27 protein-coding genes and 1 pseudogene are annotated in these 26,793 nt (G+C 69.9%); 17 read left to right on the forward strand and 11 right to left on the reverse strand.

All coding sequences use genetic code 11. The features are described 5' to 3' along the window. Window positions 1–49: 49 nt before the first annotated feature. Window positions 50–1,660 (reverse strand): amidohydrolase, encoded by a 1,611-nt coding sequence (locus RPX00_RS31775; protein ID WP_406630905.1) that lies wholly within the window; start codon window positions 1,658–1,660, stop codon window positions 50–52. Window positions 1,661–1,910: 250 nt separating this feature from the next. Here RPX00_RS31775 and RPX00_RS31780 point away from each other — a divergent pair, with 250 nt between their 5' ends. From RPX00_RS31780 to RPX00_RS31840, 13 genes and pseudogenes are all read left to right on the forward strand, one after another. After that, the gene (locus RPX00_RS31780; protein ID WP_406630906.1) at window positions 1,911–2,822 is read left to right on the forward strand and encodes a hypothetical protein; all 912 of its coding nucleotides are present in this window, start codon (window positions 1,911–1,913) and stop codon (window positions 2,820–2,822) included. A gap of 181 nt (window positions 2,823–3,003) precedes the next feature. Next, window positions 3,004–3,831, forward strand: a complete 828-nt coding sequence (locus RPX00_RS31785; RefSeq protein ID WP_406630908.1) for a hypothetical protein — start codon at window positions 3,004–3,006, stop codon at window positions 3,829–3,831. Beyond that, entirely contained in the window at window positions 3,828–4,667 is an 840-nt protein-coding gene (locus RPX00_RS31790) for an MBL fold metallo-hydrolase (RefSeq protein ID WP_406630909.1), read from the forward strand. The genes RPX00_RS31785 and RPX00_RS31790 overlap by 4 nt, the downstream gene beginning before the upstream one ends. 105 nt (window positions 4,668–4,772) lie before the next feature. Continuing rightward, window positions 4,773–6,368, forward strand: a complete 1,596-nt coding sequence (locus RPX00_RS31795; protein ID WP_406630910.1) for an ABC transporter substrate-binding protein — start codon at window positions 4,773–4,775, stop codon at window positions 6,366–6,368. A gap of 31 nt (window positions 6,369–6,399) precedes the next feature. Further along, on the forward strand, window positions 6,400–7,083 hold the full coding sequence (locus RPX00_RS31800; protein WP_406630911.1) for a cysteine hydrolase family protein: 684 nt from the start codon (window positions 6,400–6,402) through the stop codon (window positions 7,081–7,083). Continuing rightward, window positions 7,080–7,982 carry a polysaccharide deacetylase family protein gene (locus RPX00_RS31805; protein ID WP_406630912.1) on the forward strand — a complete coding sequence of 301 codons (903 nt, stop codon included), beginning with the start codon at window positions 7,080–7,082 and terminating at the stop codon, window positions 7,980–7,982. Before RPX00_RS31800 ends, RPX00_RS31805 begins: the two co-directional genes overlap by 4 nt. Then, the gene (locus tag RPX00_RS31810; protein ID WP_406630913.1) at window positions 7,979–8,380 is read left to right on the forward strand and encodes a cupin domain-containing protein; all 402 of its coding nucleotides are present in this window, start codon (window positions 7,979–7,981) and stop codon (window positions 8,378–8,380) included. Before RPX00_RS31805 ends, RPX00_RS31810 begins: the two co-directional genes overlap by 4 nt. 12 nt (window positions 8,381–8,392) lie before the next feature. Beyond that, window positions 8,393–9,328, forward strand: a complete 936-nt coding sequence (locus RPX00_RS31815; RefSeq protein ID WP_406630914.1) for a branched-chain amino acid transaminase — start codon at window positions 8,393–8,395, stop codon at window positions 9,326–9,328. Next, window positions 9,325–10,020 (forward strand): aldolase/citrate lyase family protein, encoded by a 696-nt coding sequence (locus RPX00_RS31820; RefSeq protein ID WP_406630915.1) that lies wholly within the window; start codon window positions 9,325–9,327, stop codon window positions 10,018–10,020. Before RPX00_RS31815 ends, RPX00_RS31820 begins: the two co-directional genes overlap by 4 nt. Next, window positions 10,017–10,919 carry an acetamidase/formamidase family protein gene (locus RPX00_RS31825; RefSeq protein ID WP_406630916.1) on the forward strand — a complete coding sequence of 301 codons (903 nt, stop codon included), beginning with the start codon at window positions 10,017–10,019 and terminating at the stop codon, window positions 10,917–10,919. Before RPX00_RS31820 ends, RPX00_RS31825 begins: the two co-directional genes overlap by 4 nt. Window positions 10,920–10,930: 11 nt before the next feature. Beyond that, complete coding sequence (locus tag RPX00_RS31830) at window positions 10,931–12,358, forward strand: dihydroorotase (protein WP_406630917.1); 1,428 nt, start codon at window positions 10,931–10,933, stop codon at window positions 12,356–12,358. A gap of 307 nt (window positions 12,359–12,665) precedes the next feature. After that, window positions 12,666–12,806 (forward strand): annotated as a pseudogene (locus RPX00_RS31835) (hypothetical protein); the annotation flags it as partial. Between the two features lie 95 nt (window positions 12,807–12,901). Further along, window positions 12,902–13,378, forward strand: coding sequence for an MBL fold metallo-hydrolase (locus RPX00_RS31840; RefSeq protein ID WP_406643150.1), 477 nt, complete (start codon window positions 12,902–12,904; stop codon window positions 13,376–13,378). Here RPX00_RS31840 and RPX00_RS31845 read toward each other — a convergent pair whose 3' ends face one another. The 7 genes from RPX00_RS31845 to RPX00_RS31875 form a co-directional block, all read right to left on the reverse strand. Beyond that, window positions 13,379–14,419, reverse strand: coding sequence for an ABC transporter permease (locus tag RPX00_RS31845; protein WP_406630918.1), 1,041 nt, complete (start codon window positions 14,417–14,419; stop codon window positions 13,379–13,381). It lies immediately after the preceding gene. After that, entirely contained in the window at window positions 14,416–15,399 is a 984-nt protein-coding gene (locus RPX00_RS31850) for an ABC transporter ATP-binding protein (protein ID WP_406630919.1), read from the reverse strand. Before RPX00_RS31850 ends, RPX00_RS31845 begins: the two co-directional genes overlap by 4 nt. After that, window positions 15,380–16,360: an ABC transporter ATP-binding protein gene (locus RPX00_RS31855; RefSeq protein WP_406630920.1), complete on the reverse strand. Its 981-nt coding sequence runs from the start codon at window positions 16,358–16,360 to the stop codon at window positions 15,380–15,382. Before RPX00_RS31855 ends, RPX00_RS31850 begins: the two co-directional genes overlap by 20 nt. Further along, the gene (locus tag RPX00_RS31860; RefSeq protein WP_406630921.1) at window positions 16,357–17,217 is read right to left on the reverse strand and encodes an ABC transporter permease; all 861 of its coding nucleotides are present in this window, start codon (window positions 17,215–17,217) and stop codon (window positions 16,357–16,359) included. Before RPX00_RS31860 ends, RPX00_RS31855 begins: the two co-directional genes overlap by 4 nt. 81 nt (window positions 17,218–17,298) lie before the next feature. Then, entirely contained in the window at window positions 17,299–18,684 is a 1,386-nt protein-coding gene (locus RPX00_RS31865; protein ID WP_406630922.1) for an amidase, read from the reverse strand. Beyond that, complete coding sequence (locus RPX00_RS31870; RefSeq protein ID WP_406630923.1) at window positions 18,672–18,842, reverse strand: hypothetical protein; 171 nt, start codon at window positions 18,840–18,842, stop codon at window positions 18,672–18,674. Before RPX00_RS31870 ends, RPX00_RS31865 begins: the two co-directional genes overlap by 13 nt. Continuing rightward, the gene (locus RPX00_RS31875; protein ID WP_406630924.1) at window positions 18,839–20,179 is read right to left on the reverse strand and encodes an amidohydrolase family protein; all 1,341 of its coding nucleotides are present in this window, start codon (window positions 20,177–20,179) and stop codon (window positions 18,839–18,841) included. Before RPX00_RS31875 ends, RPX00_RS31870 begins: the two co-directional genes overlap by 4 nt. 56 nt (window positions 20,180–20,235) lie before the next feature. On the opposite strand from RPX00_RS31875, the gene RPX00_RS31880 reads away from it, so the two are divergent. Further along, window positions 20,236–21,096 (forward strand): polysaccharide deacetylase family protein, encoded by an 861-nt coding sequence (locus RPX00_RS31880; RefSeq protein WP_406630925.1) that lies wholly within the window; start codon window positions 20,236–20,238, stop codon window positions 21,094–21,096. Window positions 21,097–21,181: 85 nt separating this feature from the next. Here the strand turns inward: RPX00_RS31880 and RPX00_RS31885 are convergent, their stop codons facing one another. After that, a complete protein-coding gene (locus RPX00_RS31885) occupies window positions 21,182–21,889 on the reverse strand; it encodes a hypothetical protein (protein ID WP_406630926.1) in 708 nt (235 codons plus the stop codon). Next, on the reverse strand, window positions 21,889–22,500 hold the full coding sequence (locus tag RPX00_RS31890; protein WP_406630927.1) for a helix-turn-helix domain-containing protein: 612 nt from the start codon (window positions 22,498–22,500) through the stop codon (window positions 21,889–21,891). Before RPX00_RS31890 ends, RPX00_RS31885 begins: the two co-directional genes overlap by 1 nt. Window positions 22,501–22,643: 143 nt before the next feature. Here RPX00_RS31890 and RPX00_RS31895 point away from each other — a divergent pair, with 143 nt between their 5' ends. The 3 genes from RPX00_RS31895 to RPX00_RS31905 are packed head-to-tail and all read left to right on the forward strand — an operon-like array spanning window position 22,644 to window position 25,001. Beyond that, window positions 22,644–23,378: a hypothetical protein gene (locus RPX00_RS31895; protein WP_406630928.1), complete on the forward strand. Its 735-nt coding sequence runs from the start codon at window positions 22,644–22,646 to the stop codon at window positions 23,376–23,378. Continuing rightward, window positions 23,375–24,172 (forward strand): MBL fold metallo-hydrolase, encoded by a 798-nt coding sequence (locus RPX00_RS31900; RefSeq protein WP_406630929.1) that lies wholly within the window; start codon window positions 23,375–23,377, stop codon window positions 24,170–24,172. The genes RPX00_RS31895 and RPX00_RS31900 overlap by 4 nt, the downstream gene beginning before the upstream one ends. 22 nt (window positions 24,173–24,194) lie before the next feature. Next, window positions 24,195–25,001, forward strand: coding sequence for a M15 family metallopeptidase (locus tag RPX00_RS31905; protein ID WP_406630930.1), 807 nt, complete (start codon window positions 24,195–24,197; stop codon window positions 24,999–25,001). Here RPX00_RS31905 and RPX00_RS31910 read toward each other — a convergent pair. Continuing rightward, on the reverse strand, window positions 24,998–26,764 hold the full coding sequence (locus RPX00_RS31910) for a serine/threonine-protein kinase (protein ID WP_406630931.1): 1,767 nt from the start codon (window positions 26,762–26,764) through the stop codon (window positions 24,998–25,000). The two genes, RPX00_RS31905 and RPX00_RS31910, sit on opposite strands and share 4 nt — an antisense overlap. Window positions 26,765–26,793: the final 29 nt, after the last annotated feature.

The raw sequence follows: 26,793 nt of genomic DNA on the forward strand, positions 1-26,793 counted from the left end.
CAAAAACAGTAACCGCCGCGATTTATCTTGAAAATATCGAACTTCCGCCCTACGCCGACCAGACCCGCTCCCCGCCGACCCACGTCTCGCGCACCGCCACCCGGTCCAGTGCGTCCGGGTCAACCTCGAACGGATCCTCCGCCAGTACCGCGAAATCGGCCAGGAATCCCGGTGCCAGCTGCCCCTTCGTCGTCTCCTCGCCAGAGGCATAAGCCGACCCCGTGGTGTAAACCCCGAGCGCGGCCTCCACGCTGATCCGCTGCGAGGCCCCGAACAGCTCCCCGTCCGGAGCCCGGCGCGAAACGCAGCTGCGCAGCGCGAACAGTGGCGCATACGGCCCGCATGGATGGTCGGACGAACCGGCCACGGCGACTCCGGCGTCGAGCATCGACCGGTGGGCGAACATGCGCTCCACCCGCTCCAGGCCGTAGTACTGGGTCAGCTTGTCCCCGTGCGCGGCGGCGTAGTTCGCGAACGGGACCGCGACCATGCCGTGGTCGCGCATTCGTTTCAGGATCTCGTCGTCGATGATGGAACAGTGTTCGATGCGGTGTCGCGGGTCGGGGCGCGGGTTGGCGGCTTGGGCTTGGTCGACGGCGTCCAGTACGCGGCGGATCGCGCGGTCGCCGTTGGCGTGTACGCAGACTCGCCAGCCTGCGTCGTGTACGTGCCGCACGGTGTCGGCCAGTTCGGCGGCGCTGACTCGTTCCAGGCCGTAGCTGTCGGTGCCTTCGATGGGCTGTTCGACCAGGCAGGTTCCGCCGTTGACGGCACCGTCGGCGAAGGTCTTCACGCCGCCTAGGCGCAGCCGGGTTTCCGGGGTGAGCGGGGCGTCGGGGAGCGCGCGGAAGTAGTCGAAGTGGTCGTAGGCGGCGAGGGCGTTGACGCGCAGGGTGAGCTGGCCCTGGTCGGCCAGATGCCGGAGGACCTGCCATTCGGTGGGGCCGACGAGTGCGTCGCCGACCGAGGTGATGCCGGCGGCGTGCAGGTCGGCCGCGTGGCGGGTGAAGGCGGCGGCGAGGACGGCGGTGGACGGGTCCTTCACGATGGTCGGGCGCGGGGTGAAGGCGGGGAAGGCCAAGTCGTAGAGGGCCTGGTCGTGGATGACGCCGTCCAGGCGGCCGGCGGCGTCGCGGCCAAGGTGGCCGCCGTGCGGCGGTTCGCTGGCGTCGGTGAGTCCGGCCAAGGCGAGGCCGGGGGAGTTGAGGACGCCGGCGTGGAGTGTCACGTGCACGACCAGGACGGGGTGGTCGGGGCAGGCTTCGTCCAGTTCGGCGCGGGTGAGTTCGCGGCCGCCGTTGCTGCGGAAGGAGTCGTAGCCGCAGCCGATGATCCATTCGCCGGGCGGGGTGTCGGCGGCCCGGGCGCGCAGGGCGGCGGTGAGGTCGGCGGTCGAGCGGATCCGGGCCGGCGAGAGGTCTACCTGCAGGGACTGGGCGGCGACGACGGTCGGGTGCTGGTGCGCGTCGTTGAAGCCGGGGACGACGGTGGCGTCGCCGAAATCGTGCACCTCGGCCGAGGGGAACTCGCCGCGCAGGTCCGCGACGCTGCCGTGCGCCGCGACCCGTTCGCCGCGGATCGCCAGTGCGGGCGGTTCGGCTCCGGCCATGGTCACGATGCGCCGGGCGGTGACGATCTGCACGGATTCCGGTGCGGACACGAGGTTCCCTCCAGGGTCGAGGCGGGCTGCCGCGCGGCGCGGTGTCCACAAAGGACAGTGTGGCCACGGTGCCGCACCGCCGATTCTAGGGGCGGCGCGGGCCCGGGCGCATCGCCGAAGCGGGGTTGCGGCAATCGGGTGATCTAGGTCCCAGCGTCCGGAACTGCGGAATGAGAACCGGCTCCCCGGCGGTGTATACGCTGGAAGCACAGGGCACCCGGCCCGGCTCCCGAAGCGGGAGGAGGCTCGCATGTCCGGCATCACCGCGGCGCGGGCCGCGCTCACCGCGGCGGCCGAGCCGTGGGAGATCCAGGTCGGCCGCGACCTCGCGGACCGGCTCGACACCAAACCGCCGTCCAGCCGGGCACGGCCGGGCGCGGCGAACGAGGACCTCGCGGACCTGGTCGGGCCGGGCGAGGTGGTGCTGGCCCCGTCGGCGACCCGGCCGTCCGGCGACGGCGTGGTGTGGACGCCGGAGCAGGCGCTGAGCGCGGGAACGCGCGGCGTGGCGCTGTGGGTCGACGACCTGCCGTATCCGCGCGTCGTCGGCGCGATCCCGTACCCCGAGCTGATCGCGGTCGAGCACGCCATGGCGGGCAAGCACGCCTGTCTGGTGCTAACCGGTGTTCGCGCGACGCTGGTTTTCCGGTATCGCTCCTGGGCGTGGCCGGCGGTGGCGGATCTGCTGACGCACGCGCGGGCCCGCGCGCATCGGCCGGGCGCGCCGGAGCCGGCGCACGCGGGTCCGCCGACGCTCGGCTGGGACCGGCTTCCGGCGTCGCCGCTGGTGGCGCTCGGACATACCCGGCATACGCGTTATCTCGGCGCGGAACCGGAGCTGCCGCGGCGTTGGGTGTGGCAGCAGTCGCGGCCCGCCGCGTTCGTCGTTTTGACGCGGCAGGAGCTGGTCGTCGCGCAACACGTGCAGGGACGGCGGCCGCTGGCGCACGGCGTGCAGCTGCTCGCGGTGGCGCGGGATCGGATCACCGGTCTGGCGGGCCGGGGCGATCGGCTGCGGATCGTGACGTCGGCGAGCAAGCACGAGGTGGACCTCGGGGCCGAGCTGGCGGAGGAGGCGCGAGTGCGGTTCGGGCCGATGCTGCGCGCGGACGGTCGCCGGCGAGTGGTGCGCAAGGCGTCGAAGGCCGCGCCGCAGGCCTGACGGGCGTTCGCGCAGGCCCAGCGCCGGATCGGTGATTCTTCGACGCCGTCGGCCTCGTGCCGGGCGAAAACTACCGTCCACTCCGGACTCTTCCCTTCCACCTGCGGCCGGACAAGGATCGGGCTACTCGGCGGCGCACGCGATCCTTGACATATTGATGAGCCTTCATCACGATGAAGACGTGACCACAACGCTGATTCCCGGCAAGCTCACCGCCCTCGGCGGGATGATCCCGATCGACAGTCGGGTCAGCTGGGTGCCTTCGACGGCGGAGGGCTGGCAGCCGTCGAATTGCTATCTGCTCACCGAGGCGTCCGGGGCGCTGCTGGTCGATTCCGGGCTGGCCGTGCACCGGGACGCGGTGCTGGACGGGCTGCGCGCCTCGCTCGGCGGGCTCGGCGAACTCGCGGTTTTCTTCACCCGCGGCGAGATGGACTGTGTGTCCAATCTGGAACCGATTTCCCGGGAATTCGACATTTCCGCGCTGTTCACCGGCGGCGTGGTGAATCCCTTCGACGCCTTCGACGACGTGCACCGGATGCGGTATCAAGGGCGGCGCAAGCAGATCGACACGCGCAGCGAGGGCGGAGATTCGATGCCCCGTGCGCCGCGGCTCGAGGTCGGCGACGGCGGACGGGCGCTGGAGATCGAGTCCCCGTTGCTGCGACTGCTGCCGACTTTTTGGGGCTGGGACGAGGAAACCGGCGCGATCTTCACCTCGGACGTCTTCACGCACGGGGTGGTGAGCGATCCGGCTGCGTCGCGGGTGATCGATCCGTCTACTGAGGACTCGACCACTGTGGACGATGTGGTGGGCCATCTCGTGGCGAAGTACGAATGGCTTCGCAAGGCGACCACCAACCGGCTGTGCGAATGGCTGGAAGACCGGTTTTCCACGCTGCAGCCGGAAATCATCGCGCCCGCGCGCGGTTGCGTGCTGCGCGGCCGCCCGGTGGTCGAACGGCATGTGCGGTTGATGATCCAGGCACTGAGGACGGTGGGCGCATGAGCAAGATCGAAGACCTCGACCTGGACGCGATGGCGCACGAGCTGAGCAGCGATCTGCCCCGGCTCGTCGCGGACGGGGTGACGTGGATCGGGGCCTGTCTTCCGTTCGAAGTGGACGGACGGCTCATCCACGGGCACAACTCCGCGTACCTGGTGCAGGGCACCGAAGGTTCGGTGCTGGTCGACACCGGGGCTCCGTCGAGCTGGTGGGCGATCGAGGAGGTGGTCGAGCGGGTGCTCGGCGGCCGGGACCTCACCTATCTGTTCGTGACGCATCCGGAACTGCCGCACACCGGCAATCTCCCGCGCTTCGTCGAGAAATACCCGGAAATCCAGGTGATCGGCGACGTCCGGGACTACCACCTGTTCTATCCGGAGGTCGTGCCGAACCTGCGCGCGACCCGGCCCGGCGACCGGTTCGACCTCGGCGGCGGGCACGAATTCCTGGTGGTGGAAGCCATGATCCGCGATCTGCCGAACACGCAGTGGGGATACGCGCCGCGCGCGAAGAGCCTCTTCACCGCCGACGGGTTCTGCTACATGCACCGGCCGGAGCTGGACGACGAGGACCCGGCGCACCTGCCGGGCGAATGCGGGCTCACGACCGGCGAACTGCGCCGGCCGATCGCCGTGGAGAACGCCGCGTTCTTCACCGGCAGCGCACTGTATTTCTCCCGTTTCGTCGACGACGCCGACGAACGGTACGCGGGGGTCGCCGACCTCGCCCGGGAACTGGGCGCGGAACTGGTGTGCCCCACGCACGGCAACGTCATCACCGATCTGCTCGACGTGCTGCCGATCGTCCGCGCCGGGCACAAACAGGCTTACCGCGCCTGAAACGCCGCGCAACCGCCGTGAGGGGAACCTTCACGGACTCTCGATTCCTTCAGGGTTCTCTTACCGGACCCTGCCCTGATCGCGCTCGTCAGCAAGGAGCGAACAATGAGGCCTGTGCACGGTGCGGCCGCCGGAGCGGTTCTGCTCCTGGCGGCCGGGATCACCGCCTGCGGCGGCGGAGCCCAGCAGTCCGGCGGCGGCCGCCACGTCGTGATGGCGGTCCAGAGCCTGCCCGACACGCTGACCATCGCCCCGTGGGGCGGGGCGGCGTCGCAGCTCGTCCTGTCCGGGCTGGGTTCCCAGCTCGCGACCTACCAGCAAGGCGACACCGCGAACGGCTGCGGGTCGACGCCCAACGGCGTGACCGGGCTGCTCGCCGAGGCGATCGAGGTGAATCCGGCGCGCACGGCGATCACGGTGAAACTGCGGCCGCTCAAGAGCCAGACCGGGAACACGCTGTCCGCCGACGACGTCAAATGGTCGTTCGAGAACTACGGCTTCAAAGCGCAGCCGGTGCTGAAGAAGACCTTCGAGATCGCCGGATACGACACGGCGAAGCTGGTGACCGTCGTCGATCCGCACACCGTTTCGCTGAACATCAAGAAGTGGAACTCCTACACCGAGGAAATGCTGCAGAACCCGCTGGCGTACGTGTACGACAGCACCGAGGCGAAGAAACACGTCACCGGCGCGGATCCGATCGGGCACGACTGGCTGGCCAAGAACATCGCCGACTACAGCGGGTGGAAGCTCGATTCCTTCACGCCCGGCCAGGCCCTCAGCGTGTCCACAGTGGCCGGTTACGGCGGGCCGAAACCGGGCATCGACTCGCTTTCCGTGCAGGCGGTGCCGACGGACGCGACCCGGAGCCAGATCGTCACCTCAGGGCAGGCGCAGGTCGCCAGCGGTTTCCAGTACGACCAGTACAAGGCGCTGTCCACGAAGCCGAACGTCAAGGTGCACGACTGTCCCGGGCTGAACATGGACAACCTGATGCTGTCGGCCCAGAAACCGCCGTTCAACGACGTGCGCGTGCGGCAGGCGGTTTCGATGGCCATCGATCGGCAGCAGATCGTCACCGGCGCCTATTTCGGTTACGCGAAACCGGCGAAATCGTCTTTCAACGCCGCCTTCGGCCTCGGTGCGTTCGGCAGTGCGTACAGTTTCGACGCGGCCAAGGCGAAAGCGCTGCTGGCGGAAGCGGGTTATCCCAACGGGTTCAACCTCACCCTGACCTACAGCCCGACCCGGCCGGGCCCGGTTTCGCAGCGCACCGCGGTGCTCGTGCAGTCGATGCTGAAGAACGTCGGCATCAACGTCACCCTGCGGCCGATGGCCAGCCCGACCGACTTCTCCACCGCGGTCCTCAGCGGCTCCTACCAGGCCGTGCTGTACGGCGAACCGGTCGTCATCGCCGACCCGGCGTACCTGGCCTGGATCAAATTCTCCAACTCTCCCAACAACACCACCGGGTTCTCCGACCCGGCCTACGACAGCGTGCGGCAGCAGCTCGCCGGGACTCCGGTCGACCAGTCGGCCCAGCGCACCGACCTGCTCAAGAAGCTGGCCCAGATCGGCGACACCCAGGCGCCGGTGATCGAGCTGGTCGAAACGCCCAACCTGGTCGTGACGGCGGGCGGCAAAGCCGTCTCGGCGCCGCTGCCGAACGGGCCGATCCGCTGGTCCGGCATTCACAGCTGACCCGGCCGCACCAGACAAGGGGACAACGCACATGATCGAAATCTGCGGCAAACAAGTCCGCGACACCCTGGAAGAACTGCTCGACCCGGCGGTGAACGCCCTGCTCGTCATCGACATGCAGCAGGGCGCGGTCGCCAAGGGCGGCACCATCGGCGAGGACCACGACCTGTCCATGATGAGCGGCGTTTCCGGCCGCTGCGGCCAGGCGATCGCGGCGGCGCGCGAGAACGGCGTCCCGGTTTTCCACGTCCGCGTGGAGAATCTGCCGGACGCGCACAGCTCGCCGCCGGCCTGGCTGCGGTCGCTGTACACCATCGCCAACGGACGCTCGGTGGATCTCGGGCGGCTCAGCCTGGCCGGCGATCCGGCGACGGACTTCTGCGCCGAGTGTCAGCCGGAGCCGGGCGAAGCGGTCGTCACCAAACGGCGGCCGAGCGCGTTCATCAGCACCGAACTCGAATTGCTGTTGCGCAGCCAGGGAATCGAGTCGGTGACCGTGATCGGCATTTCGACCGGCGGTTGCGTCGAAGCGACGCTGCGGGACGCGACGCACCACGACTTTTACGCCGTGCTCGTCGAGGATTGCGTTGGCGCGTACGACACCGAGGTGCACAACGCGGCGATGACCGTGATGCGCGCCCGGCACGACACCTGCACGCTCGACGAGGCGATCGCCGCGTGGAAGGCGGGCGCGCGCCGCCGGGTGGCGTCGTGAGCGAGCGCGATCTGATCGGCTACGGGGAGCACCCGCCCGCGGTGCCGTGGCCGGGCGGCGCGAAGGTCGCCGTTTCGGTGGTGCTGAATTACGAGGAAGGCGCGGAAAGCTCGATCGCGCACGGCGATGAAGCCGACGAGGACATTTCCGTCTTCGGCGGCTGGAGCAGCCCGCCCGAACGGCGCAGCATGATGAAGGAATCGTTCTTCGAATACGGCAGCCGCGCCGGCGTATGGCGGCTGCTGGGGATTCTGCGGGAATTCGCGGTGCCGTCCACGGTTTTCGCCTGCGGCATGGCGCTGGAACGCAACCCGCAGGTCGCCGAGGCGCTGATCCGCGAAGGACACGAGGTCGCCTGCCACGGTTACCGCTGGCAGGGCACCGTCGGAATGCCGGAGGAGGACGAACGCGAGGAGATCCGCCGCGCCCGCGAGTCGGTCGAGAAGACCACCGGCGTCCGGCCGGTCGGGTTCTACCTGCGCGACGGGATCACGGAAAAGACGCGGGAAATCCTGGTCGAGGAAGGATTCCGCTACGACTCCAACGCCTATTGTGACGACCTGCCGTACTTCGTGCCGGCGGGCGAGGCGGAACATCTCATCGTCCCTTATGCGGGCGACACCAATGACGCGCGGTTCTGGGGCCCCGGCAGCCTCGGCACCGCGGACGATTTCGTCGCGGTGCTGTCGGACAGCCTGGACATGTTGCTGCACGAGGGAAACACCGTGCCGAAGCTGATGTCGGTCGGCCTGCACTGCCGGATCGGCGGACGGCCGGGCGTCGCGATCGCGCTGCGCCGGTTCCTGCAGTACGCGCTCGCGCAGGAGGGCGTCTGGTTCGCCACCCGGGCCGATATCGCGCAATGGTGGATCGACCACGCGCCGAGGGGTGCCCGGTGACGCTCGATCTCAGCCGCCTGGTGCACAGCGTCGCGCAGCAGGGGTTCACCGAACTCGACAAGACCGGGCTGCGGGGCCAGCGCGACGAGGGACTGGTGTGCCCGCTGATCAACCCGGAGCTGAGCGGGTCGGACGACCTGAACGTCAGCTGGGGGCGGATCCGGCCCGGGCAGCACCACCTGCGCCACCACCATCCGGACGCCTCGGAGTTCTACGTGGTGGTCGGCGGCGAACCGCTGATCCACCTGGGCGACCAGGACTTCCGCGCGCGGCCGGGCGACGCCGTCTACATCCCGAAGTCCGTCGTCCACGGGCTCACCAACGACACCGGCGAGGACGTCGACCTGGTCGTGGGCATGAGCGTCGCGGCGAACTGGACATTCATCCCCGACGAGTAGGAGGCGATCCCGATGGGAGCCAACCCCACCTATCTGCTGCACGACGGCGAACTCGTGCCCTACGCCGACGCCCGGCTCCACGTGCTGTCGACCTCGACCAAGTACGGCGTCGGCGTCTTCGAGGGCTTCCGCGCGTACCTCGACGACGAGTCCGGCGAGCTGTACGCCTTCCGCGTGGCCGACCACATGCGGCGGCTGGTCGCGTCGATGCGGGTGGTCGGGATCGACGGGCCGGAGGACACCGGACGGCTCGAGGAGCAGCTGCTCGGCCTGATCCGGGCGAACGACCTGCACGAGGACCTGCACATGCGGGCGCAGGTGTTCGTGGACTCGCCGGACGGCAAACCGGACGACACCGGCCCGGCGACGGTGTTCATGGCCGCGATCCCGATGGGCCGGTACTTCGACCGGCCCGGCCTGAACGTCCAGATTTCCAGCTGGGCCCGGATTTCCGACCGGTCCATGCCGCCCCGGGTCAAGTCGATCGCGAACTACCAGAACGGACGGCTCGCGCTGCTCGAGGCGCGCCGCAACGGGTACGACGCCGCGCTGCTGCCCACTGTGGACGGTCATGTGTCGGAAGGCGCGGGCTACAACGTGTTCATGGTGCGCGACGGCCAACTGTGCACGCCGCCGGTGACCGAAAGCATCCTCGAAGGCATCACGCGGGACTCGGTGCTGCAGCTGGCGCGGACCGAACTGGGCGTCGAGGTGACCGAACGGCCGATCGACCGCACCGAGCTGTACTCCGCCGAGGAGGTGTTCGTCTGCGGCAGCGCGGCCGAGGTCAGCCCGGTGAGTTCGGTCGACCGGATCCCGGTCGCCGACGGCGAACCCGGCGAGCTGACGCGGCAGCTGCAAGACCTCTACCGGCGCGCGGTCCGCAACCGGGTCGCCGCCGACCGCGGGTGGGCACAGCCGGTGTACGCGCCCGCGGCGGTGCGGTGACCGGGCGGGTCGGTGTCCTGACGGCGGAGCCGGACCGCCTGCTGATCAGCCAGATCGCGCAGGCGGGGCTCGGTTTCGTCGTCCTCGACGCCGAGCAGACCGCGCTTTCGGTCGGCCGGTGCGCGGACGTGGTGCTGGCGCTCGCGGGCAGCGGCGTCGACGTCTCGGTGCGGGTGCCGGATCTGTCGCCGCAGACGCTCGTCGCATACGCCAATACCGGGGTGGCCGAACTGCTGTTGCCGCAGGTCCGGACGCTCGCCGAGATCGAAGCCGCACATCTGGCGACGCGGTTTCCGCCGGAGGGCACGCGGTCGCGGCAGGTGTCGTACGCCAGCCGGTACGGGACGGATTTCGGTGCCGCGCCGAGGATCGCGGTGCTGGTGGAGACCGCCGACGCGATCGAGCAGGCGGCTGCGTTCGCCGCGTCCGGGCTCGTGGACGCGGCGTGGTTCGGCCCGACCGACCTGGCGGACGACCTGCGGATCGCCCGGCCCGGTTCGGAATCCCAGGCGCAGCAGCTGATCGACCAGGCGCTCGGGGTTTTCCGGGCGCACGGGGTGCCGGTCGGGCTGCCCGCGGCGGACGCGGCCGGGGTCGCCGCGGCGTTCGCGCGGGGCGCGGACGCATGCTCGGTGTATTGGGAGAAGTGCCTGCTCAGCGTGTTGCACGAATTGACGGAGGCGGGCCGGTGAGGGTGGTGAGCGCGGACCGGGTCGAGCAGGAGTTCGGCGCGGAGGTCACGCCGCGGTGCGAAGTGCCGGAGCACGAACGGTTCGTCCTCAGCACCCGCAGCCTGCACACCGGCGGCGGCTTCGACCGGTCGCGCGATTACACCGACCTGTCCATCCCGCTCACCGGCCCGGTGCGGCTGCCGGGAGTCCGCGCGGGCGACCGGATTCGCGTTGACCTGCACAGCATCGACGTCGCCGACCGAGGCGCGCTCGTCACGCTGCCCGGGCGCGGCGCGGTCCGGGGCTTGCGCACGTCCGGGCATTCGGTGGCGATCGCGGACGGGTTCGTCGAGTTCGGCGACGACGTCCGGATCCCGGTGCGGCCGATGGTCGGCAAGATCGGCGTCGGCGTCCCCGGCGAGGCGCCCGGCAGCAGCACCGTCGGCGTGCACGGCGGCAACCTCGACTGCAAGGAACTCACCGCGGGCGCGTCGATCTTCCTGACCGCGCAGACCGACGGTGCCGCGCTGTACCTGGGAGATCTGCACGCCTGCCAGGGCGACGGCGAATCGTCGCTGACCGGAGTGGAGGTCGAAGGGTCGGTGACGCTGTCCTGGCATCGCGCGGCACCGACCGGCTCCGACCGTCCGCTGGTGCTCAGCGCGGACGGCCGGCTCCTGACCATTGGCGACGGCGACACGCTGGCCGAGGCCGTCCAGGCGGCGCTCGATGACCTGCTCGCGTTGACCGTCGATGCGTTCGGCTGGACTCGCGAGCGTGCGGCGATGTTCTTGAGCGTCGCGGCGGATGTCGGGATCTGTCAGCTCGTGAATGCCCGGTTGTCGGCGAAGGCGGCGGTGGATGTCGCGTATTTCGCTGGCACTCCGCATGCGTCGCTGCTGGCGCGTGCTCAACGGTAGCGGAGGAACCCATGCTCGATCTCATCGTGCGCAACGGCACCGTGGTCACCCCGGCCGGGGTGGAACGCGTCGACATCGCGGTGGCTGACGGCATCGTCGTCGGCCTGCACCAGTCCGGGCGCGGCGACTCGCCGGAGGCGGCGCGGACGGTCGACGCCGCCGGGCTGCTCGTCGTTCCCGGCGGCATCGATCCGCACGTGCACACCAACTCGGTGCTGCCGACCGCCGCCGAGTCCGGGATCAAATGCTTCGGCCCGGACCGCGTCAGCGAGGGCGCGGTGCACGGCGGCACCACCACCCTCATCGACTTCGCGCACTGGAAGCCGGGGGAGGAGCTGTGGCAGTCGTTCGAGCGCAAGGGCAAGGAATGGTCCGGCAGCTCGTACACCGACTACGCGCTGCACGGCACGTTCGCCCAGCCGGAGATCCCGTTCGAGGTCCTCGACCAGGTGCCGGAGGTGGTCGCGGCCGGGCACGGCAGCTTCAAGGTCTGGATGACGAACACGACGCCGACGCGGCCGAAGCAGAAGACGGACGTCGGGCACATCTGGGCGTTGATGGAGAAGACCGCTGAGGCGGGCGCGATGCTGTGCGTACACGGCGAAGACGACGACATCGTCATGTACGCGTACAAGCGGCTTCAGCGTGAGCAGCGCACAGCGGTGCCGTACATGCCCGACGCGCACAACGCGCTCTCGGAGCAGCTGTCGTTCCAGCGGGTCATCACGCTCGCGCGGCATGTCGGTGCGCCGATCTACCTGATGCACGTCAGCGCGGCGGAAGGCATCGAGGCGATCCGCGAGGCGCGCGGGCGGGAACAACCGGTGTACGGCGAGGTTTTGCCGCACTACGCGTACTACACCGCCGAGGACTACAAGCGCGAGAACGGCGTCATCTACCACACCTATCCGTCGCTGAAGACCGCCGCGGACCGGGACGCGATGTGGCATTCGCTGGCCGCCGGCACGCTCAGCACGCTGGCGACCGACGGCGTGTGCACCGACCTCGACGTGAAGACGCGCGGGCAGACGATCCTCGACGCGACCGGCGGGCACGCCGGGGTGGAAGTCCGGATGGCGGTGGCGTACACCGAAGCCGTGGTGCGGCGGGGGCTTCCGCTGAACCGGTTCGTCGACTTCACGTCGGCCAACGCGGCCAAGATCATGGGCCTGTACCCGCACAAGGGCGCGATCGCGATCGGCAGCGACGCGGATTTCGCGGTGCTGGAAACGGGCCTGAAGTGGCGGATCACCGCGGCTGACCTGCACGAAGCGGACTACACGCCGTGGGAGGGCTACGAGGCGGCGGCGCGCAACCGGGTGACCGTCCTGCGCGGGCAGATCCTGGTCGAGGACGGCGCGCTGCGTTCCCCGTCCCCGGGCGGACGGCTGCTGCGGCAGTCGCTGTCCTCGGACGTGGCGAGCCGTCCGGCCTGCTGACCCCCTCCCTCGGAAAAGGCGCGGCCCGCCCGGGTCGCGCCTTTTCCGCGTGCGCTTGTCACAAACCGGGACGCCGTCCGGTCTTAGCCGTCGACCTGGCCGTTTTTCCCGAGGAGAACCCATGAGCTTGGCCGATTCCACCCGCCTCGACGAGCTGGTGCCGTCGCGTTACGCGCTGCGGGTCGGCGACATCGAGGTGCTGGTGATCAGCGACGGGGTGCTGCCGATCACCGCCGAAACGCTGGCCACCAACGTCGACCGCGCCGAGTTGTCGGCGTGGCTGCGCGAAATGTTCCTGCCGCCGGAGATGATCGACTGGCCGCTGAACGTCGCCGTCGTGCGCAGCGGCGGCCGGACGATTCTGATCGATTCCGGGCTGGGCACCGAATTCCCGGGCTTCCCGCGCGCCGGGCAGCTCGCCATGCGGCTGGAGGCGGCCGGGATCGACCCGGCGTCGGTGACCGACGTGGTGCTCACCCACCTGCACATGGACCACATCGGCGGACTGCTGGTGGAGGGCCTGCGGGGAGGCTGCGCCAGGACCTGCGGGTGCACCTGGCGTCGGCCGAGGCCGAGTTCTGGCAGGCGCCGGACTTCTCGCGCACCGTCATGCCGGAGCCGATCCCGGAGGTGCTGCGCACGACCGCGGCCAAGTTCCTCGACGTGTACCGCGGCCAGCTGCGGCCGTTCGAAACCGAGCACGAGGTGGCGCCGGGAGTGCGGATCTGCCGGACCGGCGGGCACACCCCCGGCCACAGCATCGTCCGCCTGGAATCGGGCGGCGACCGGCTCACCTTCGCCGGCGACGCGGTGTTCCAGCCCGGATTCGACAATCCGGACTGGTACAACGGATTCGAGCACGATCCGGAGGAATCGGCGCGCGTGCGGGTCCGGCTGCTGAAGGAGCTGGCGGCCAGCGGGGAGCAGCTGGTGGCCACGCATCTGCCGTTCCCGTCGGTGTGCCACGTCGCGGTGGCGGGCAACGCGTTCCGGTTCGTGCCCGCGGTGTGGGACTACTGATCAGGCAGTGGCCGGTTTGACCGCCCGGGTGCGGGCTTTGCTCCGCACCCGGGGGTCCATCAGCATGGTCACGATGTCGAGCACCAGGTACGCGCCGAGCGTCGCCGTCCCGAGCACCAGGACGAACCCCTGGATCACCGGGATGTCGCCCTTCAGCACCCCGTCCAGCGACCAGCCGCCGATGCCCGGCCACGCGAACACGCTCTCCAGGATCGCCGCCCCGCTCAGCGAAGCGCCGAACAGGATCACCAGATAGGTCAGCAGCGAGCGCCGGATGTCGGCCATCGCGTAGCGGTACACGCGGAATTCGCTGAGCCCGCACGCTCGCGCGAACTCCACCTGTGCGCTGCGCAGCGACTGGCTCAGCCCGGTGCGCACGGTTTTCGCGAAGTACGCGGCGAAGAAGATCCCGAGGGTCAGGATCGGCAGCGCGGCGTGCGAGAAAATCGAGCTGAGCGTCGGCCACGAACCGGAAAGGAACGCGTCGAGGGTGACCGAGCCGGTTTGGACGGGCGGGACCGGCGCGGTCGGGTCGACCATGCCGAGCGGGGCCGGGGCCAGGTGCAGGAGCTGGTAGAAGACGTACACCAGCACGAGTCCCAGCGCGAACTCCGGCACCGCGAGGATCAGCGAAGACGCCCAGCTCAGCCCGCGGTCGGCCGGACGGCCGCGCAGGTACGCGGCGGCGGTGCCCATCGCGGTGCCGAGCACGACCGCCAGCAGCAGGCCCGGCACCAGGATCACCAGGGTGTTCGGCAGGCGGGTGAGCAGTTCGTGCGTGATCGGCGCGCCGGTGAAGTACGACGTGCCGAGGTCGCCGTGCAGCACCCGGACCAGGTAGTCCCAGAAACGCACCGGCAGCGGCTTGTCGAGGCCGAGCTGTTCGTGGACGCGGGCGATCTGGTCCGGGGTGGCCGCGTCGCCGAGCATGGTGACGGCTGGGTCGCCGGGGATCATCGACACCAGCCCGAAACTCAGTGCGATGAGCAGGACCAGCATGCCGACCCCGGCCGCCAGCCTGCGGAGTACGAAGACGATCATGCCTCTGTCTCCTTCGCGTCGAGGCCGAGATCCTGGCCCGCGTGCAGGCAGGCCACCTCGTGGGCGGCGGCGACCGGGCGCAGCGGGACTTCGGCGGTGGCGCATTCGTCAGTCGCGATAGGACAGCGGCCCACGAGGGCGCAGCCGACGCGGTGTGCGGTCGGTTTCGGCGGGTCGCCGGCCAACGGCAGATGCGGCAGGCGGTGCCCGGGGTCGACCGGCAGCGCCGCGGACAGCAATGCCTTGGTGTACGGGTGCTGCGGATGAGCGAGCACGGACTCGGTGGGGCCGATTTCCACGATCCGGCCCAGGTACATCACCGCCGTGCGTGAGCACAGCCGCCGGACGGTGTGGATGTCGTGGGAGATGAACAGGAACGTCAGGCCGCGGTCGCGTTGCAGCCGGGCGAGCAGTTGCAAAACCTCGGCGCGGACGGTGAGGTCCAAAGAGGACGTCGGCTCGTCCAGCACCACGAAACGCGGGCCGGTGACGAGAGCGCGGGCGATGCCGACGCGTTGCTGCTGGCCGCCGCTGAGGTCGGCCGGGCGGCGGTCGTAGTGCTCCTCGGATAGGCCGACGTCGGCGAGGGTGTCCAGCACGCGTTGCCGCCGTTCGGCTTTGCTGCCGGATTTTCCGTTGACCAGCAACGGTTCCTCGACGATCGCGCCGACCTTCAGGCGCGGGTTGAGCGAGGCGAACGGCTCCTGGAACACGATCTGGAAGTCGCGCCGGCTGCGGCGCAGGGCGGACCCGCGCAGGCCGGTCAGCTCGCGGCCGTCGAGCGTGACGGTGCCGCGGTCGGCGTCGAGCAGGCGCACGAGCAGTCTGCCCAAAGTGGACTTTCCCGAACCGCTTTCGCCGATCAGGCCGAGGGTTTCGCCCTCGGCGACGGCCAGATCGACGCCGTCCACGGCGCAGACCTGGCTGCCGCCGGGACCGGGGAACGTGCGCCGCAGGTCTTCAGCGACGAGTACCGGCACTGGTGGTCACCTCGATCGAAAGCGGGTGGTGGCACCCGAAGCCGTGGCCCGGGTCCGTCACGGTGAGCGGGGGACGTTCCTCGGCGCACACGCCGTCGGCGCGCGGGCAGCGGTGGGCGAAATTGCAGCCGGGCGCGGTTTCCCGCTTCGCCGGCGCGGATTTCGGGGTGGCGGAGCGGATGTCGGTGGTCGCGGCGTCCAGCAGCGTGCGGGTGTAGGGATGGCGCGGGTCGCTGAACACCGTGGTGACGTCGCCGACTTCCACGACCCGCCCGGAGTACATCACGACGACGCGGTCGCAGTAGTTGGCCACGACGCCGAGATCGTGCGTGACCAGCAGCATCGACCGCTGGCTTTCCCGGACCAGGCCGCGGATCAGGTCGAGCACCTGGCGTTGCACGGTCAGGTCGAGCGCGGTCGTCGGTTCGTCGGCGATGAGCAGCCGCGGGCCGAGGCTGAGCGCCAGCGCGATCACGGTGCGCTGCGCCATGCCGCCGCTGAGTTCGTGCGGGAAGCCGTCGAGTGTCCGTGCCGGGTCGGGAATTCCGGTGGAGGCGAGGAGTTCGAGCGCGCGGGCGCGGATTTCGCTTCGGCTCGCGCGTTCGTGCGCCCGGATGACGTTCTCGAACTGCTTGCCGATCCGCAGGACCGGATTCAGCGCGTCGAAGGGGCTCTGTGCCACGAAACCGATCTCGCGGCCGCGGATCCGGCGCAGTTCTTTCGGCTTGGCTCGATGCAGTTCCTGGCCGTTGAACACTACGCTCCCGCCGGTGATCCGCGCTGGTTTGTGCAGCTGGATCACCGACCGGACGGTGGTGGACTTTCCGGACCCGGATTCGCCGACGACGCCGACGATCTCGTTGTCCCGCACCGAGAACGACACGTCGTCGAGCACCCGGAACGCGCCGCCGGGCACCGGGAATTCGACTTCCAGCCCGCGGACTGAGAGCAGTTCGCTCATGCTTTCGTCCCTCCTTCGACGCGGTTTTCGAACCAGTCGGCGATGACGGTCAGGGACGAGACGACGAGGAAGATCGCGACCGTCGGGAAGATCGCGGCCCACCACTGGCCTTCGACCAGCATCGACGCGCCGTCGTGGATCATCGAACCCCACGTCGGCTGCGGCGGGTGCACGCCGACGCCGAGGAAGTTCAGCGCCGCGATCACGCCGATCGCGTTGGCAGCGGCCAGAATCGCCTGTACCAGCACGACGCCGTAAGCGTTGCGGAACACGTGGTTGAGCGCGACGCGCAGCGGGGAACAGCCGATCGCCACCGCGGCCTCCACGAACCGGGCTTGCCGCAGCGCCACCGCCTCGGCCCGGGTGAGCCGGGCGAACCGCGGGATGTTCACCACCGCGATCGCGCCGACGACGTCGAGCAGCCCGCCGCCGAGCAGCTGGATGGCCACCACGGCGAGCACGATCACCGGCAGCGCGGAAAACGCGTCCACCACGCGCATGCACGCCTCGCCGATCCGGCCGGTCGTGGTGAACAGGCCGATCGGGACTCCGATAGCGAGCGACAGCAGCGACCCGAACACCGCGATCGGCAGGTCGCTCGCGGCGGCGGTGATGGTGCGGGAGAAGACGTCGAATCCGCTGATGTCGACGCCGAACGGATGGGCCGCGCTCGGCGCGGCGGCGATGACCGACACGTCCGGCACCGTGGCGCTGTGGGGGAGCGGCACGAACGCCGCGACAGCCCACAGGCCGGCGAGGAAGACGAGCGCGGCGAGGACACCCGCGTCGCGGAACCGGCGTCCGGCCCGCCGTCGCGCGGACCGGACCCGGCCGGTGCCGACCGCCGCGGCGGTCATTCCGCTCCTTCATTATGCATTGGGTCACTGTTACATAGTGAAGAAGCCTGTGTCCAGGGCGGAAGCGAGGTCACGAGGGGTTCACCGTCCACTTCGGAGCGTGGCCTGCGCGGGGCGGGCCACGGCGGATTCATAGTGCTGCGCCAGGCGCAAAAGCGCCAGGTCCTCGTACGGGCGGCCGAGCAGGTGCAGTCCGATCGGGAGTCCGCCGGCGAATCCGCCCGGCACGCTCAGCGCGGGCAGTCCGCACACGTTGGACGGGGCCAGCAGCAGAAGCGCGCTCGACAGGTCGGCTTCGTCGCTTTCGCGGGTCAGATCGGTCGACATCTCGCTCAGCCGCGGCGGAATTCCGGAGAGCGTGGGGGAGACGAGCGCGGTGAGATCGTTTTCCAGGAATGTCGTGCGGATGCGGTCCCGGAGATGCGCTCGCGCGCGGCGGGCCAATGCGAGGTGTTCTTCGGTTACCGCGCAACCTAGTTCGAGCATCACGCGGGTGCCGGGTTCGAAGTCGGCCGGCCGGTCGGAAAGTGTCGAACCGTGCAGGCGTAATGCGTCCGCCAAACACAATACGAGCGTGGTCGGCAGTGCGAGACTCAATTCCGGGAGACGGATGTCCACGATTTCGACGCCGACGGCGGCCAGGACGTTCACCGCTTCTTTGATCGTCGCCTGTACTTCGGCGGAGACACCCCAGTCGTGCCACGCGGCGAGGTCGACACCGGCGCGGGGCCGGTTCAACGGCCGTCGCACCGCGGTGGCGATGTCGTCCGGTCCGAAGCGTTTTGCCATGCCCTGCAACAGAAGTGCACAGTCCACAGTGGTGCGTGCGAGCGGGCCGATCTGGTCGAGCTGCTCGCTCAGGTTGAGCACGCCGGCACCGTCGATGAGGCCGGTTGTCGGCCGCATTCCGACGATCCCGTTCACGGACGCGGGATTGCGCACCGAGCCGGACGTGTCGGTGCCGAGGCTGCCCGGTGCCGACCCGACCGCGACGGCGACCCCGGAACCGGCGCTCGACCCGCCTTGGTATCGGGTCGGATCCCACGGATTGCGGGTGGGCGGAAAGTTTTGCCCGTAAGCGATTTCGTGCGTGACAGTCTTGCCGAGCACGATCGCGCCCTTCTCGCGCAGCGTGCGAACCACCGCCGCGTCCTGTGCGGGAACCCGACCGGCATACGCCTTCGATCCGCCCTCGGTCGGCATGCCCGCGGTGTCGATGACGTCCTTGACGCCGAGCGGAATTCCGTGCAGTGGCCCGCGATAGCGTCCGGCTGAGATCTCCTCGTCCGCCTGCTGGGCGGCGGCCAGCGCGCCTTCCCGGTCCACATAGGTCCAGGCGGAGACGTCAGGTTCGGTCTCGGCGAGGCGGTCGAGCACGCTGCTGACGTACTCGACGACGCTCAGCTCGCGCGCGGCGATGTGGCTCGCGGCTTCTTCGATCCCGTACTGCCACTTCACTGTGTCCACCTGACCTCGAAGTCGTCGGGCTGGTTGTCTGGGACCGCGCGCAGCTGCTCGATCGCGCCGGCGAGGTTGGCGTGCGCGGCTTCCAGCGCGGCGCGGTCCTCGGCCAGGATGTCTTCCCCGACAAGCTTGGCGACGGCGGCGAGTTCGTCCTCGTTCATCGGCGGGCCGCCAGGGTGAGCCGGCCGTCGCGGACGACCTGGATGCCGTCTACGAACACGTGCCGCACCTCGCGCAGATCCGCGCTGGCGACCACCACGTCGGCGGCCATTCCGGGTTGCAGCCGTCCGGAGTTCGGGGCGAGGCCGGGGATGGCGTCGGCGACGTTCGCGCTCGCCAGGGCGACGGCGTCGGGCAGGCTGCGGTGCCCGTGCGCGACCAGGTCCGCGACGCCGGAGAGGAGCGGATCGTGCTGGCCGAGGTACCCGTAATCGGTGGCGAGGAGGCGCACTGGGGTTTCGGAGAACAGCCGGTCCCAGTGCTCGCGGGTGCGCACCGTGTGCTGCCGGTGGAGCAGGTCGAACGTGCAGCACTCGAGCAGCCAGCCAGCGTCCTCTAACGCCAAGGCGGTTTCGACGGCCTCGTCGGGGGAGTAGGACGGATGGTTGCTGTGCGTGGCGATCACTTGCGCGCCCAGCTGTCTCCGCGCGAGTTCGCGCAGCGGCTTTCCGCTGGCCGCCGCACTGTGCACCAACGCGGGCACTCCGTACTTCGCCGCCGCCTCGACGCCTTCCCTGAGCCCGTCAAGCGCGGCGCGGAAGGACGGCAGCACGGAATCGCGGACCAGCTTCGTCGCCGTCTGCGTGCTCAGCCTCGCCAGACCTGCTGCGGCGAGGGCGGTCTTCAACGCGGGTTCGTCCGGGTCGCGGTCGAGGTGCGGACCGAGAACGGCTTCCTTGAGCGTCCGGGCCTGCTCGGCGGAGATGGTCACGCCGGTCTCGCGGTGGATCGCGGCCGGGAGGTACTGCAGGTCCTGACCGCCGCCTCCCATCGTTTGCCCGCCGCCGAGTTCGCCGATCGCGATCGCGCCGTCCGCCAGCTGCTTCTCGACCGACGTGGTCAGGTGTGCCTCGGTCAGCCCCGCGCCGTCCGCGGCTTGGGCGGCGGCGATGGCTGCTGGCGTATGCGTGGTCGCGCCGCGGACTTTCACTGCGTGCGCCCGGTCCGCGGTCCGTACTTCGTCCATTGTGGCCAGTCCGCACAGATTGAGGACGGTGGTGGTGCCCGCGAGCAGATGCCGGTCGAGGTTGCCGAGCCAGCCGTCGTCGGGCAGCGCGGCGGCGCCGCTCGGGAAGAGCGGACCGGGCGTGACGCCGTGCGTGTGGCAGTTGATCAACCCAGGCAGGACAACGCATCCGGCGGCGTCGAGCCGGACGTCGGCGTCCTCGGGCGGGCGGGGATCGATGGACTGGATGTGGCCGCTGTCGAGCGTGACGGCGGTGGCCGGAAGCGCGTCCGGCCCCGCGATGACTGTTCCCCCGGTGATGACGGTCCGCATGCCGCCCGAGTCTACGAGCTTGCTTCAACAAATAGAAGAGTATTCAATATGGCCCTGTGAGCGAACGCGACTTCATCGGGTACGGGGCGGAGCCGCCCGCGAGCACGTGGCCGGGCGGCCGGAAGGTCGCGGTGTCCATTGTGCTCAACATCGAGGACGGCGCAGAACGACAGACCGCGCGCGGCGACCGCGTCGACGATCTGGGCGCGCACTGGGAACGGCATCGAGTCGTGCCCGGGCAGCGGAATCTCAGCCTGGAGTCAGCCTTCGACTACGGTGCGCGAGCCGGTTTCTGGCGGGTCCTGCGCGTGTTGCGGGAGTTCGACGCTCCGGTGACCGCGTTCTGCTGCGCCCACGCGCTCACCCCGCCGATCGCCGCCGCGCTGGTCGCCGACGGACATGAGATCGCCAATCACGGCCTGCGCTGGGACACGCACACCGATCTCAGCCCGGCCGAGGAAGCCGAAAAGATCCGGTCCTCGACGGCGCTGCTGCGAGAGCTGACCGGCGAACACCCGGCCTGCTGGTACTCGCGTGACGGAATCACCCCGTGGACGCGTGCCTCGGCGGCTGCGGAAGGCTACTCGTACGACTCCAACAGCTTCTCCGACGACCTGCCCTACGCGGACGTGCTGCCGGTGGTCCCGTATGCCGGGGACACGAACGATTCCGGCCTGTTGCGCCAATTCCGGACCGGCCGCGCGTTCGGCGCGTACCTGTGCGACTCGCTCGCGATGCTGCTGGACGACCCCCGTCCGGGAGCGACGGTGCTGAGCGTGGGGCTGCACCCGCGCTTGATCGGGCGGCCCGGGTATGTGAACGGTTTACAGACGTTCCTGCGGTATGTGAAAACGCAGAACGTGTGGCTGGCGCGCCGGGGTGAGATCGCCCGTCACTGGGTGAGCAGCTGTCGCTGATCGGGCGGCCTGGTGTGTGAACGGTTCACAGGTGTTCCTGCGGTACGTGAAAACGGAGAACACCTCGCGGGGACGAGATCGCGCGTCAGTGGGTGAACAGCTGTCCCCAGCCCTGAAGCGGTTCCGGCATCCCGGCGAGCGCGAGCAGTTGCCACACGGTGGCCGCCGCGCTGTCTACGACCGGGATTCCCAGCCGGGATTCCAGCTGCGGCACCAGATACGCCGCCCGGAGATTCGTCCCGACGCACACGATCGCCTCGGCCTCGTCCGAAGCCGCGGCCGAGACCAGGGAGGAGATCTCCGCGAACGGCAGTCCGGAAATCTCCGGATTCGTCATCGGCCGCTCCGGGATCGATCGCGACACCACCTCGATCCCGGCCGCGCCGTACTCCGTCGCGATCGTGTCCGCGATCGACACCGGCCCGGGGAAAACCAGCCCGATCTTCTTGGCCCCCAACGCTTCCACCGCCGCCACGAGCGCCAGCGACGCGGTCGTGGCGGCCGCCCCGGTCCGCTCCACCAGCCCGGCGGCGAGTGCCCGGTCGTGGTCCAGGCCGAGCCATGAACCGGACGTCCCGTGGAACGCGAGCGCCGAGATCCCGGCCTCGGCGAGGAGGTCGGCGGCCGGGCCGACCAGCGCCGCGTCGATCACCGCGGCCAGGTCCGCGGGCAGCGGGAACCGGCTCGCGAACGCGGTCGCCCTGGTGCCGGCCAGCATCGCCGCGGTGAGCGGTTCGGCGTTCGTGTTCGACGACGGCACGATCAGGCCGAGCCGCGTTTCGCCGGGGTGCATCAGTGCACGCGGCCGAGCGACGGGGGCGTGGAGATCGCCAGGATGACCGCGGGCTCGTCCTGTTCGTTGCTCCACCAGTGCGGCGTGGACGAGTCGTAGCTCATCGTGTCGCCCTCGCCGAGCACGAACGACTGCCCGCCGATGGTGGCGCGCAGCGATCCGGACAGCACCACCACGACCTCCTCGCCGGGGTGCGAATGCGGCACGTCCTCGCCGCGGAACCCGGGCGGGATGGTCATTTCCAGCACGCCGAGCTTGCGGTCGGTGTTGGGGACGAGCATCTCCTGCACGATCCCGTCGCCGGGCAGTTCCATCCGCAGCCGCTCCTCGCGGCGCACGAGCACCTTCGTCTCGTGCGACTGCTGGCCGAGGAACATGTCGGCCATCGGCACCTCGAGCGCGTTGGCCAGCCGCAGCAGCGTGGCGAACGACGGATTGCCGATCCCGCGCTCGATCTGGCTGATCAGCCCGGCGCTGACGCCCGAGCGCGCGGACAGTTCCTCGACGGTGAACCGGCCGCTGCGGCGCGCCCGGAGCGTGGCGCCGAGGTGGTTGACCCAGTAGTCGCGGTTGTCCTCCGCGGCGGGCGGTTCGGGTGAGGCGGATCCCATCTCTGCTGTCTCCTCCGGGAGCCGGTCGCGGCGCTGGGCCGGGCTTGCGGACGGCGTCATCTTATCAAAAGCTCTTCAGTATGTTGCGACCGGAACCGGACAGGGCGTTGACATAGTGATGTGACTTCAACAAACTGAAGAGCATGACCGCACCGCACGAGGGCCGGGTGTCCCGGCTGGGCGGCTCGATCCTGCTGGACGGCCGGGTGAGCTGGGCTCCCGCCGGCGTCCGCGGGACGCAGCCGCTGAACTGCTACCTCATCCGCTCGGCGGCGGGCGCGGTGCTGATCGACACCGGCGTCCGCGCGCACGCGGCGCCGATTGTCGCGCGGCTGCGCGGATTGCTGGCCGAAAACACCCCGCTGGCGGTGGTGCTGACCCGGACCGAAATGGACTGCTGCCTCAACCTCCCGGAGATCGAGGCCGCGTTCCCGGTGACCGCCGTGCACTACACCGGCGGCATCACCGTCCCGGTCGTGGACGCGGCTCGCGAGCGCATCACCGTCGAAGAAGGCCGGCCGGTGGACCTGGAGCCGATCCCGGGCATCCCGCTGCGCATCCACGCGCCGCGCCTGCGATTGCTGCCGACACTGTGGCCGTACGACCCGCTGAGCCAGACGCTGTTCACCTCCGATTCCTTCTGCCACGCCAGAACCGAGACCGACACCGTGCTAGACCCGGAGGCGGTCGCGGCGCAGCTGCGGGTGAAGTTCTCCTGGCTGGACCACGCGGACCCCACGCCGGTGCTGGACGATCTCCGCACCGTCTTCGCCGCGGACCCCGTGCACGCCCTCGCACCAGGACACGGTTTCCCGTTGCGGGGTAAGGAAACCGTCGCCGCGCACGTCGAGGCCACGCTGAAGGAGATCGCCCGATGACCGCTCGCCGGATCGCCGCCACCACGCATTGGCTGGGCGGCTGCATGCAAGCGATGGCCAGCGACGGCCCGGTCCACTACCACGTGTCCGCGTACCTGATCTCCGGCTCGGCGCACACCGTCCTGATCGACACCGGCGACCCGCGACACTGGCCGCTGATCGAAACCCAGCTCGACGAGGCGCTCGCCGGACGTCCCCTCGACTACCTCCTGCCGACTCACCCCGAACTCCCGCACGCCGGAAACCTCCCGGCGCTCCTGGCGCGCTACCCGGGTGCCGAGGTGGTCGGCGACGTGCGCGACTACCACCTGCACTACCCGGAGTACGCGCACCGCTTGCGCCCGCTCGCCCCCGGCGACCGCTTGGACCTCGGCGACCGGCAGCTGGAACTGGCCGAGGCCTACATCCAGGACCTGCCGAACACCGTGTGGGCCTACGACCCGGGCGACCGCGTCCTCTACGTGTCGGACGGCTTCTCCTTCGTCCACGACGTTCCGGCGCTCCCCTCGATGGGGGACGACGAGCCGGGCCACCGTCCGGGCGAATGCCGTTTGCTGTCCACGGAAATGCCCGCCGCGCCGACCGTCGACCAGGCCGCCTACGGCACCGGCCGCGCGCTGTACTGGACGCGCTATGTCGACGTCACCGGCACGTTCGGCCGGATCGGCGAATTCCTGGCCGCCCATCCGGCGGAGCTGATCGCCCCCGCGCACGGCAACGTCATCGCCGACGTGCCGCGGATGATGACCACCGCCTTGGCCGCGCACCGCCAGGTTTATAACGCCTACGCGTGATCTTGTGGTAAGCAAACGGGCTATGCGCGGAAAGATGATGCGCGGCCTGGTGGTCGCCGCGATGAGCCTGCTGACCTGTCTCGTCGCCGCACCGCCGGCGCCGGCCGCCCCGGAGCCGAAGGCACCGCCCGAGTTCGTCGCCCTGCGCGACGTCGATCCGACCATCGTGCAGGAAATCCGGTACATCACGCCGCACAACTTCACCGGCGCGCCGGTCGACGGCTACCGGCAGCCGATGTGCATCCTGACCCGGGACGCCGCCGTCGCCCTGCACAAGGCGCAGCTGTCGTTCCTGCGCCAGGGCTACACGCTGAAGGTCTACGACTGCTACCGCCCGCAGCGCGCGGTCGACAACTTCGTGCGCTGGGCCGAGGATCTTGCCGACCTTCGGATGAAGGCCGAGTTCTACCCGCGCGTGGAGAAGGACCGGCTCTTCGCGGACGGCTATATCGCGGCGAAATCCGGGTACAGCCGGGGGAGCACGGTGGACCTGACGCTCGTCCGCCTCCCGGCGTTCCCGACGCGGCCGTACCGTCCGGGGGAGCCGCTGAAGCCGTGCTACGGCCCGAAAGCCGAACGATTCCCGGACAATTCGATCGACATGGGTACCGGTTTCGACTGCTTCGACACCCTCGCGCACACGCTGGATCCGCGGATTGTCGGGAAGCAGCGGGAGAACCGGATGCTCCTGCTGCACGGGCTGGAGCGGGCCGGGTTCAAGAACCTGCCGGAGGAATGGTGGCATTACACATTCAAGCCGGAGACCTTCCCGGACACGTATTTCGATTTCCCGGTTTGGCGGCGGTCGCTGACGTGCCGCGCGGCCTAGGGCAGCCGGGCCGCGACGACCCCGGCGACTGATTGTGCGGTGGCGCAGATGGCGGCCAGGTTCCCTTTGTTCGCCTCGTCGGTGACCTCGACCAGCACCACCTCGTCCCGCTTGCCGGGCGTCCCCTCCAGCGTCGGCAGCGACGGCGAATACGTGCGATACACGACAGTCACGTCGCACACGTCGCCCTCGCTGTCGTGCGGATCGACGTACGCGAGGCGTCCGCCGACGGTCGTGCGGGTCTGGCCGTCCGGCGGGTCCTCGGCCAGCGGCCACTGGCGGTCGTAATACAAGTCGACCGATTTCGCGTCGTGGCCCCACGAACAGGCCCAGTTGGCGAAATGCCGGTCGAGCGGGTAATCCGGCCCGACGGTCCGGCGGAGCGTCGCGTCGTCGACCAGCGTGCAGCCGTCCGTCCGCGCCAGTGAACCCGGCTGGAACGGCTGGGCGCGGCGGGCGATCGGGCCCCTTGCGACGCGTGCATAGGCGTCGCCGACGACCGCGTCCGCCATCGCGCACAGTTGCGGGGCGGGCGCGCCGTCGGAGCGGACCGAACTCACCGTGACGACGCTCAAGTCCGGCAGGGTGAAGGAGCGGCGGCACTTCCCGGCGTCGGGGTTCGGCCGCCGGATCTCGCCGAGCTTCCCGCGGACCGGCGGCACCTGCGGGTACTGCTCCGGCTCGGCCAGCTCCAGGCTGGTCACGATCGTGCCGCTGCCGCCGGGCAGGGTCGTGTTCAGGTCGCAGCGCGCGAACGTGCCGAGGTTCGGTTCGAGGAAGACTTTGCCGTACTGGCCCAGGGAATTCACCGAAAGCAGCGAGCACGGATCGGCGGTGTGCGGGTCGCCCACGAGGTCGGCGGGCGGTCCGGCGTTCGCGGGTGGCGCGTCCTCGCGAGGGAGGACGAGGAATCCGGCGGTCAGCAGGACGACCGCGCCCAGTGCCGCGCCGATCAGCAAGGGGCGCTTGGATTTCTTCGCAGCTTGGGGGACCGGAGCGCCGCGCAGGAAAGCTTCGGCTTCGACTGCGGTAGGGCGGGTTTCCGGCTGACGGCGGAGCATCGCCTCCAACGCAGGCCCAAGTGCTCCAGCGTTGCGCAGCGGTTCGGGTGTCCCGTCCGCAGCCCGGCGCAGCTGCGCGAACGGACCGTTTTCCCCGCTGCCCCAAGGAGAGCTGCCCTCTACGGCGGCGAACAGCGTCGCGCCGAGCGAGAAGACGTCCGACGCCGCGGTGGCCGCTTCGCCGTTCGCGACTTCCGGCGCGAGGTACCCGGCGGTGCCGCCGACGCGGGCGCTGTCGGTGATCGTGACCTCGTGTCCGCGCGAAAGGCCGAGGTCGGCGAGCTTGGCGGTGCCGTCGTCGGCGACCAGGACGTTGCCCGGGGTCAGGTCCCGGTGCACCATGCCGCGGGCGTGCATCGCGGCGAGCGCGGACGCGATCTGCCCGCCGATCGCCGCGGCTCGCTCGGGGGTCAGGACGCCGTCGGTGCGCACGATTTCGGCCAGGCTGCGCGCCGGGAGGTACTCCATCACGAGCCACCGGTCGGCACCGTCCGAAATGGAGTCGTACACCGCGACGATGTTCGGATGCTGCACAGCCGCGCCGAGCCGGGCTTCGCGGCGGATCTGCGGTTCGTCGCCGTCGAGCGACCGTTTGAGCGCGACCGTCCGCCGCAGTTCGAGGTCGCTCGCCCGCCAGACGACACCCATCCCGCCGGCTCCGAGGCGTTCCTCGAGCCGGTACCGCCCGGCGACCACGTTCACCGCGACAGCTTAAGGCGCGTTTCCCGGAC

The sequence above is a fragment of the Amycolatopsis sp. WGS_07 genome, from assembly GCF_045278895.1.
Lineage (GTDB): Bacteria > Actinomycetota > Actinomycetes > Mycobacteriales > Pseudonocardiaceae > Amycolatopsis.

What these genes read in the sequence shown, in the direction of transcription:
- RPX00_RS31780 (WP_406630906.1), top strand. Translation starts at nt 1,911, where the DNA reads ATGTCCGGCATCACCGCGGCGCGGGCCGCGCTCACCGCGGCGGCCGAG.
- RPX00_RS31790 (WP_406630909.1), top strand. Translation starts at nt 3,828, where the DNA reads ATGAGCAAGATCGAAGACCTCGACCTGGACGCGATGGCGCACGAGCTG.
- RPX00_RS31795 (WP_406630910.1), top strand. Translation starts at nt 4,773, where the DNA reads ATGAGGCCTGTGCACGGTGCGGCCGCCGGAGCGGTTCTGCTCCTGGCG.
- RPX00_RS31800 (WP_406630911.1), top strand. Translation starts at nt 6,400, where the DNA reads ATGATCGAAATCTGCGGCAAACAAGTCCGCGACACCCTGGAAGAACTG.
- RPX00_RS31815 (WP_406630914.1), top strand. Translation starts at nt 8,393, where the DNA reads ATGGGAGCCAACCCCACCTATCTGCTGCACGACGGCGAACTCGTGCCC.
- RPX00_RS31830 (WP_406630917.1), top strand. Translation starts at nt 10,931, where the DNA reads ATGCTCGATCTCATCGTGCGCAACGGCACCGTGGTCACCCCGGCCGGG.
- RPX00_RS31845 (WP_406630918.1), bottom strand. Translation starts at nt 14,419, where the DNA reads ATGATCGTCTTCGTACTCCGCAGGCTGGCGGCCGGGGTCGGCATGCTG.
- RPX00_RS31855 (WP_406630920.1), bottom strand. Translation starts at nt 16,360, where the DNA reads ATGAGCGAACTGCTCTCAGTCCGCGGGCTGGAAGTCGAATTCCCGGTG.
- RPX00_RS31860 (WP_406630921.1), bottom strand. Translation starts at nt 17,217, where the DNA reads ATGACCGCCGCGGCGGTCGGCACCGGCCGGGTCCGGTCCGCGCGACGG.
- RPX00_RS31870 (WP_406630923.1), bottom strand. Translation starts at nt 18,842, where the DNA reads ATGAACGAGGACGAACTCGCCGCCGTCGCCAAGCTTGTCGGGGAAGAC.
- RPX00_RS31875 (WP_406630924.1), bottom strand. Translation starts at nt 20,179, where the DNA reads ATGCGGACCGTCATCACCGGGGGAACAGTCATCGCGGGGCCGGACGCG.
- RPX00_RS31885 (WP_406630926.1), bottom strand. Translation starts at nt 21,889, where the DNA reads ATGCACCCCGGCGAAACGCGGCTCGGCCTGATCGTGCCGTCGTCGAAC.
- RPX00_RS31890 (WP_406630927.1), bottom strand. Translation starts at nt 22,500, where the DNA reads ATGGGATCCGCCTCACCCGAACCGCCCGCCGCGGAGGACAACCGCGAC.
- RPX00_RS31895 (WP_406630928.1), top strand. Translation starts at nt 22,644, where the DNA reads ATGACCGCACCGCACGAGGGCCGGGTGTCCCGGCTGGGCGGCTCGATC.
- RPX00_RS31900 (WP_406630929.1), top strand. Translation starts at nt 23,375, where the DNA reads ATGACCGCTCGCCGGATCGCCGCCACCACGCATTGGCTGGGCGGCTGC.
- RPX00_RS31905 (WP_406630930.1), top strand. Translation starts at nt 24,195, where the DNA reads ATGCGCGGAAAGATGATGCGCGGCCTGGTGGTCGCCGCGATGAGCCTG.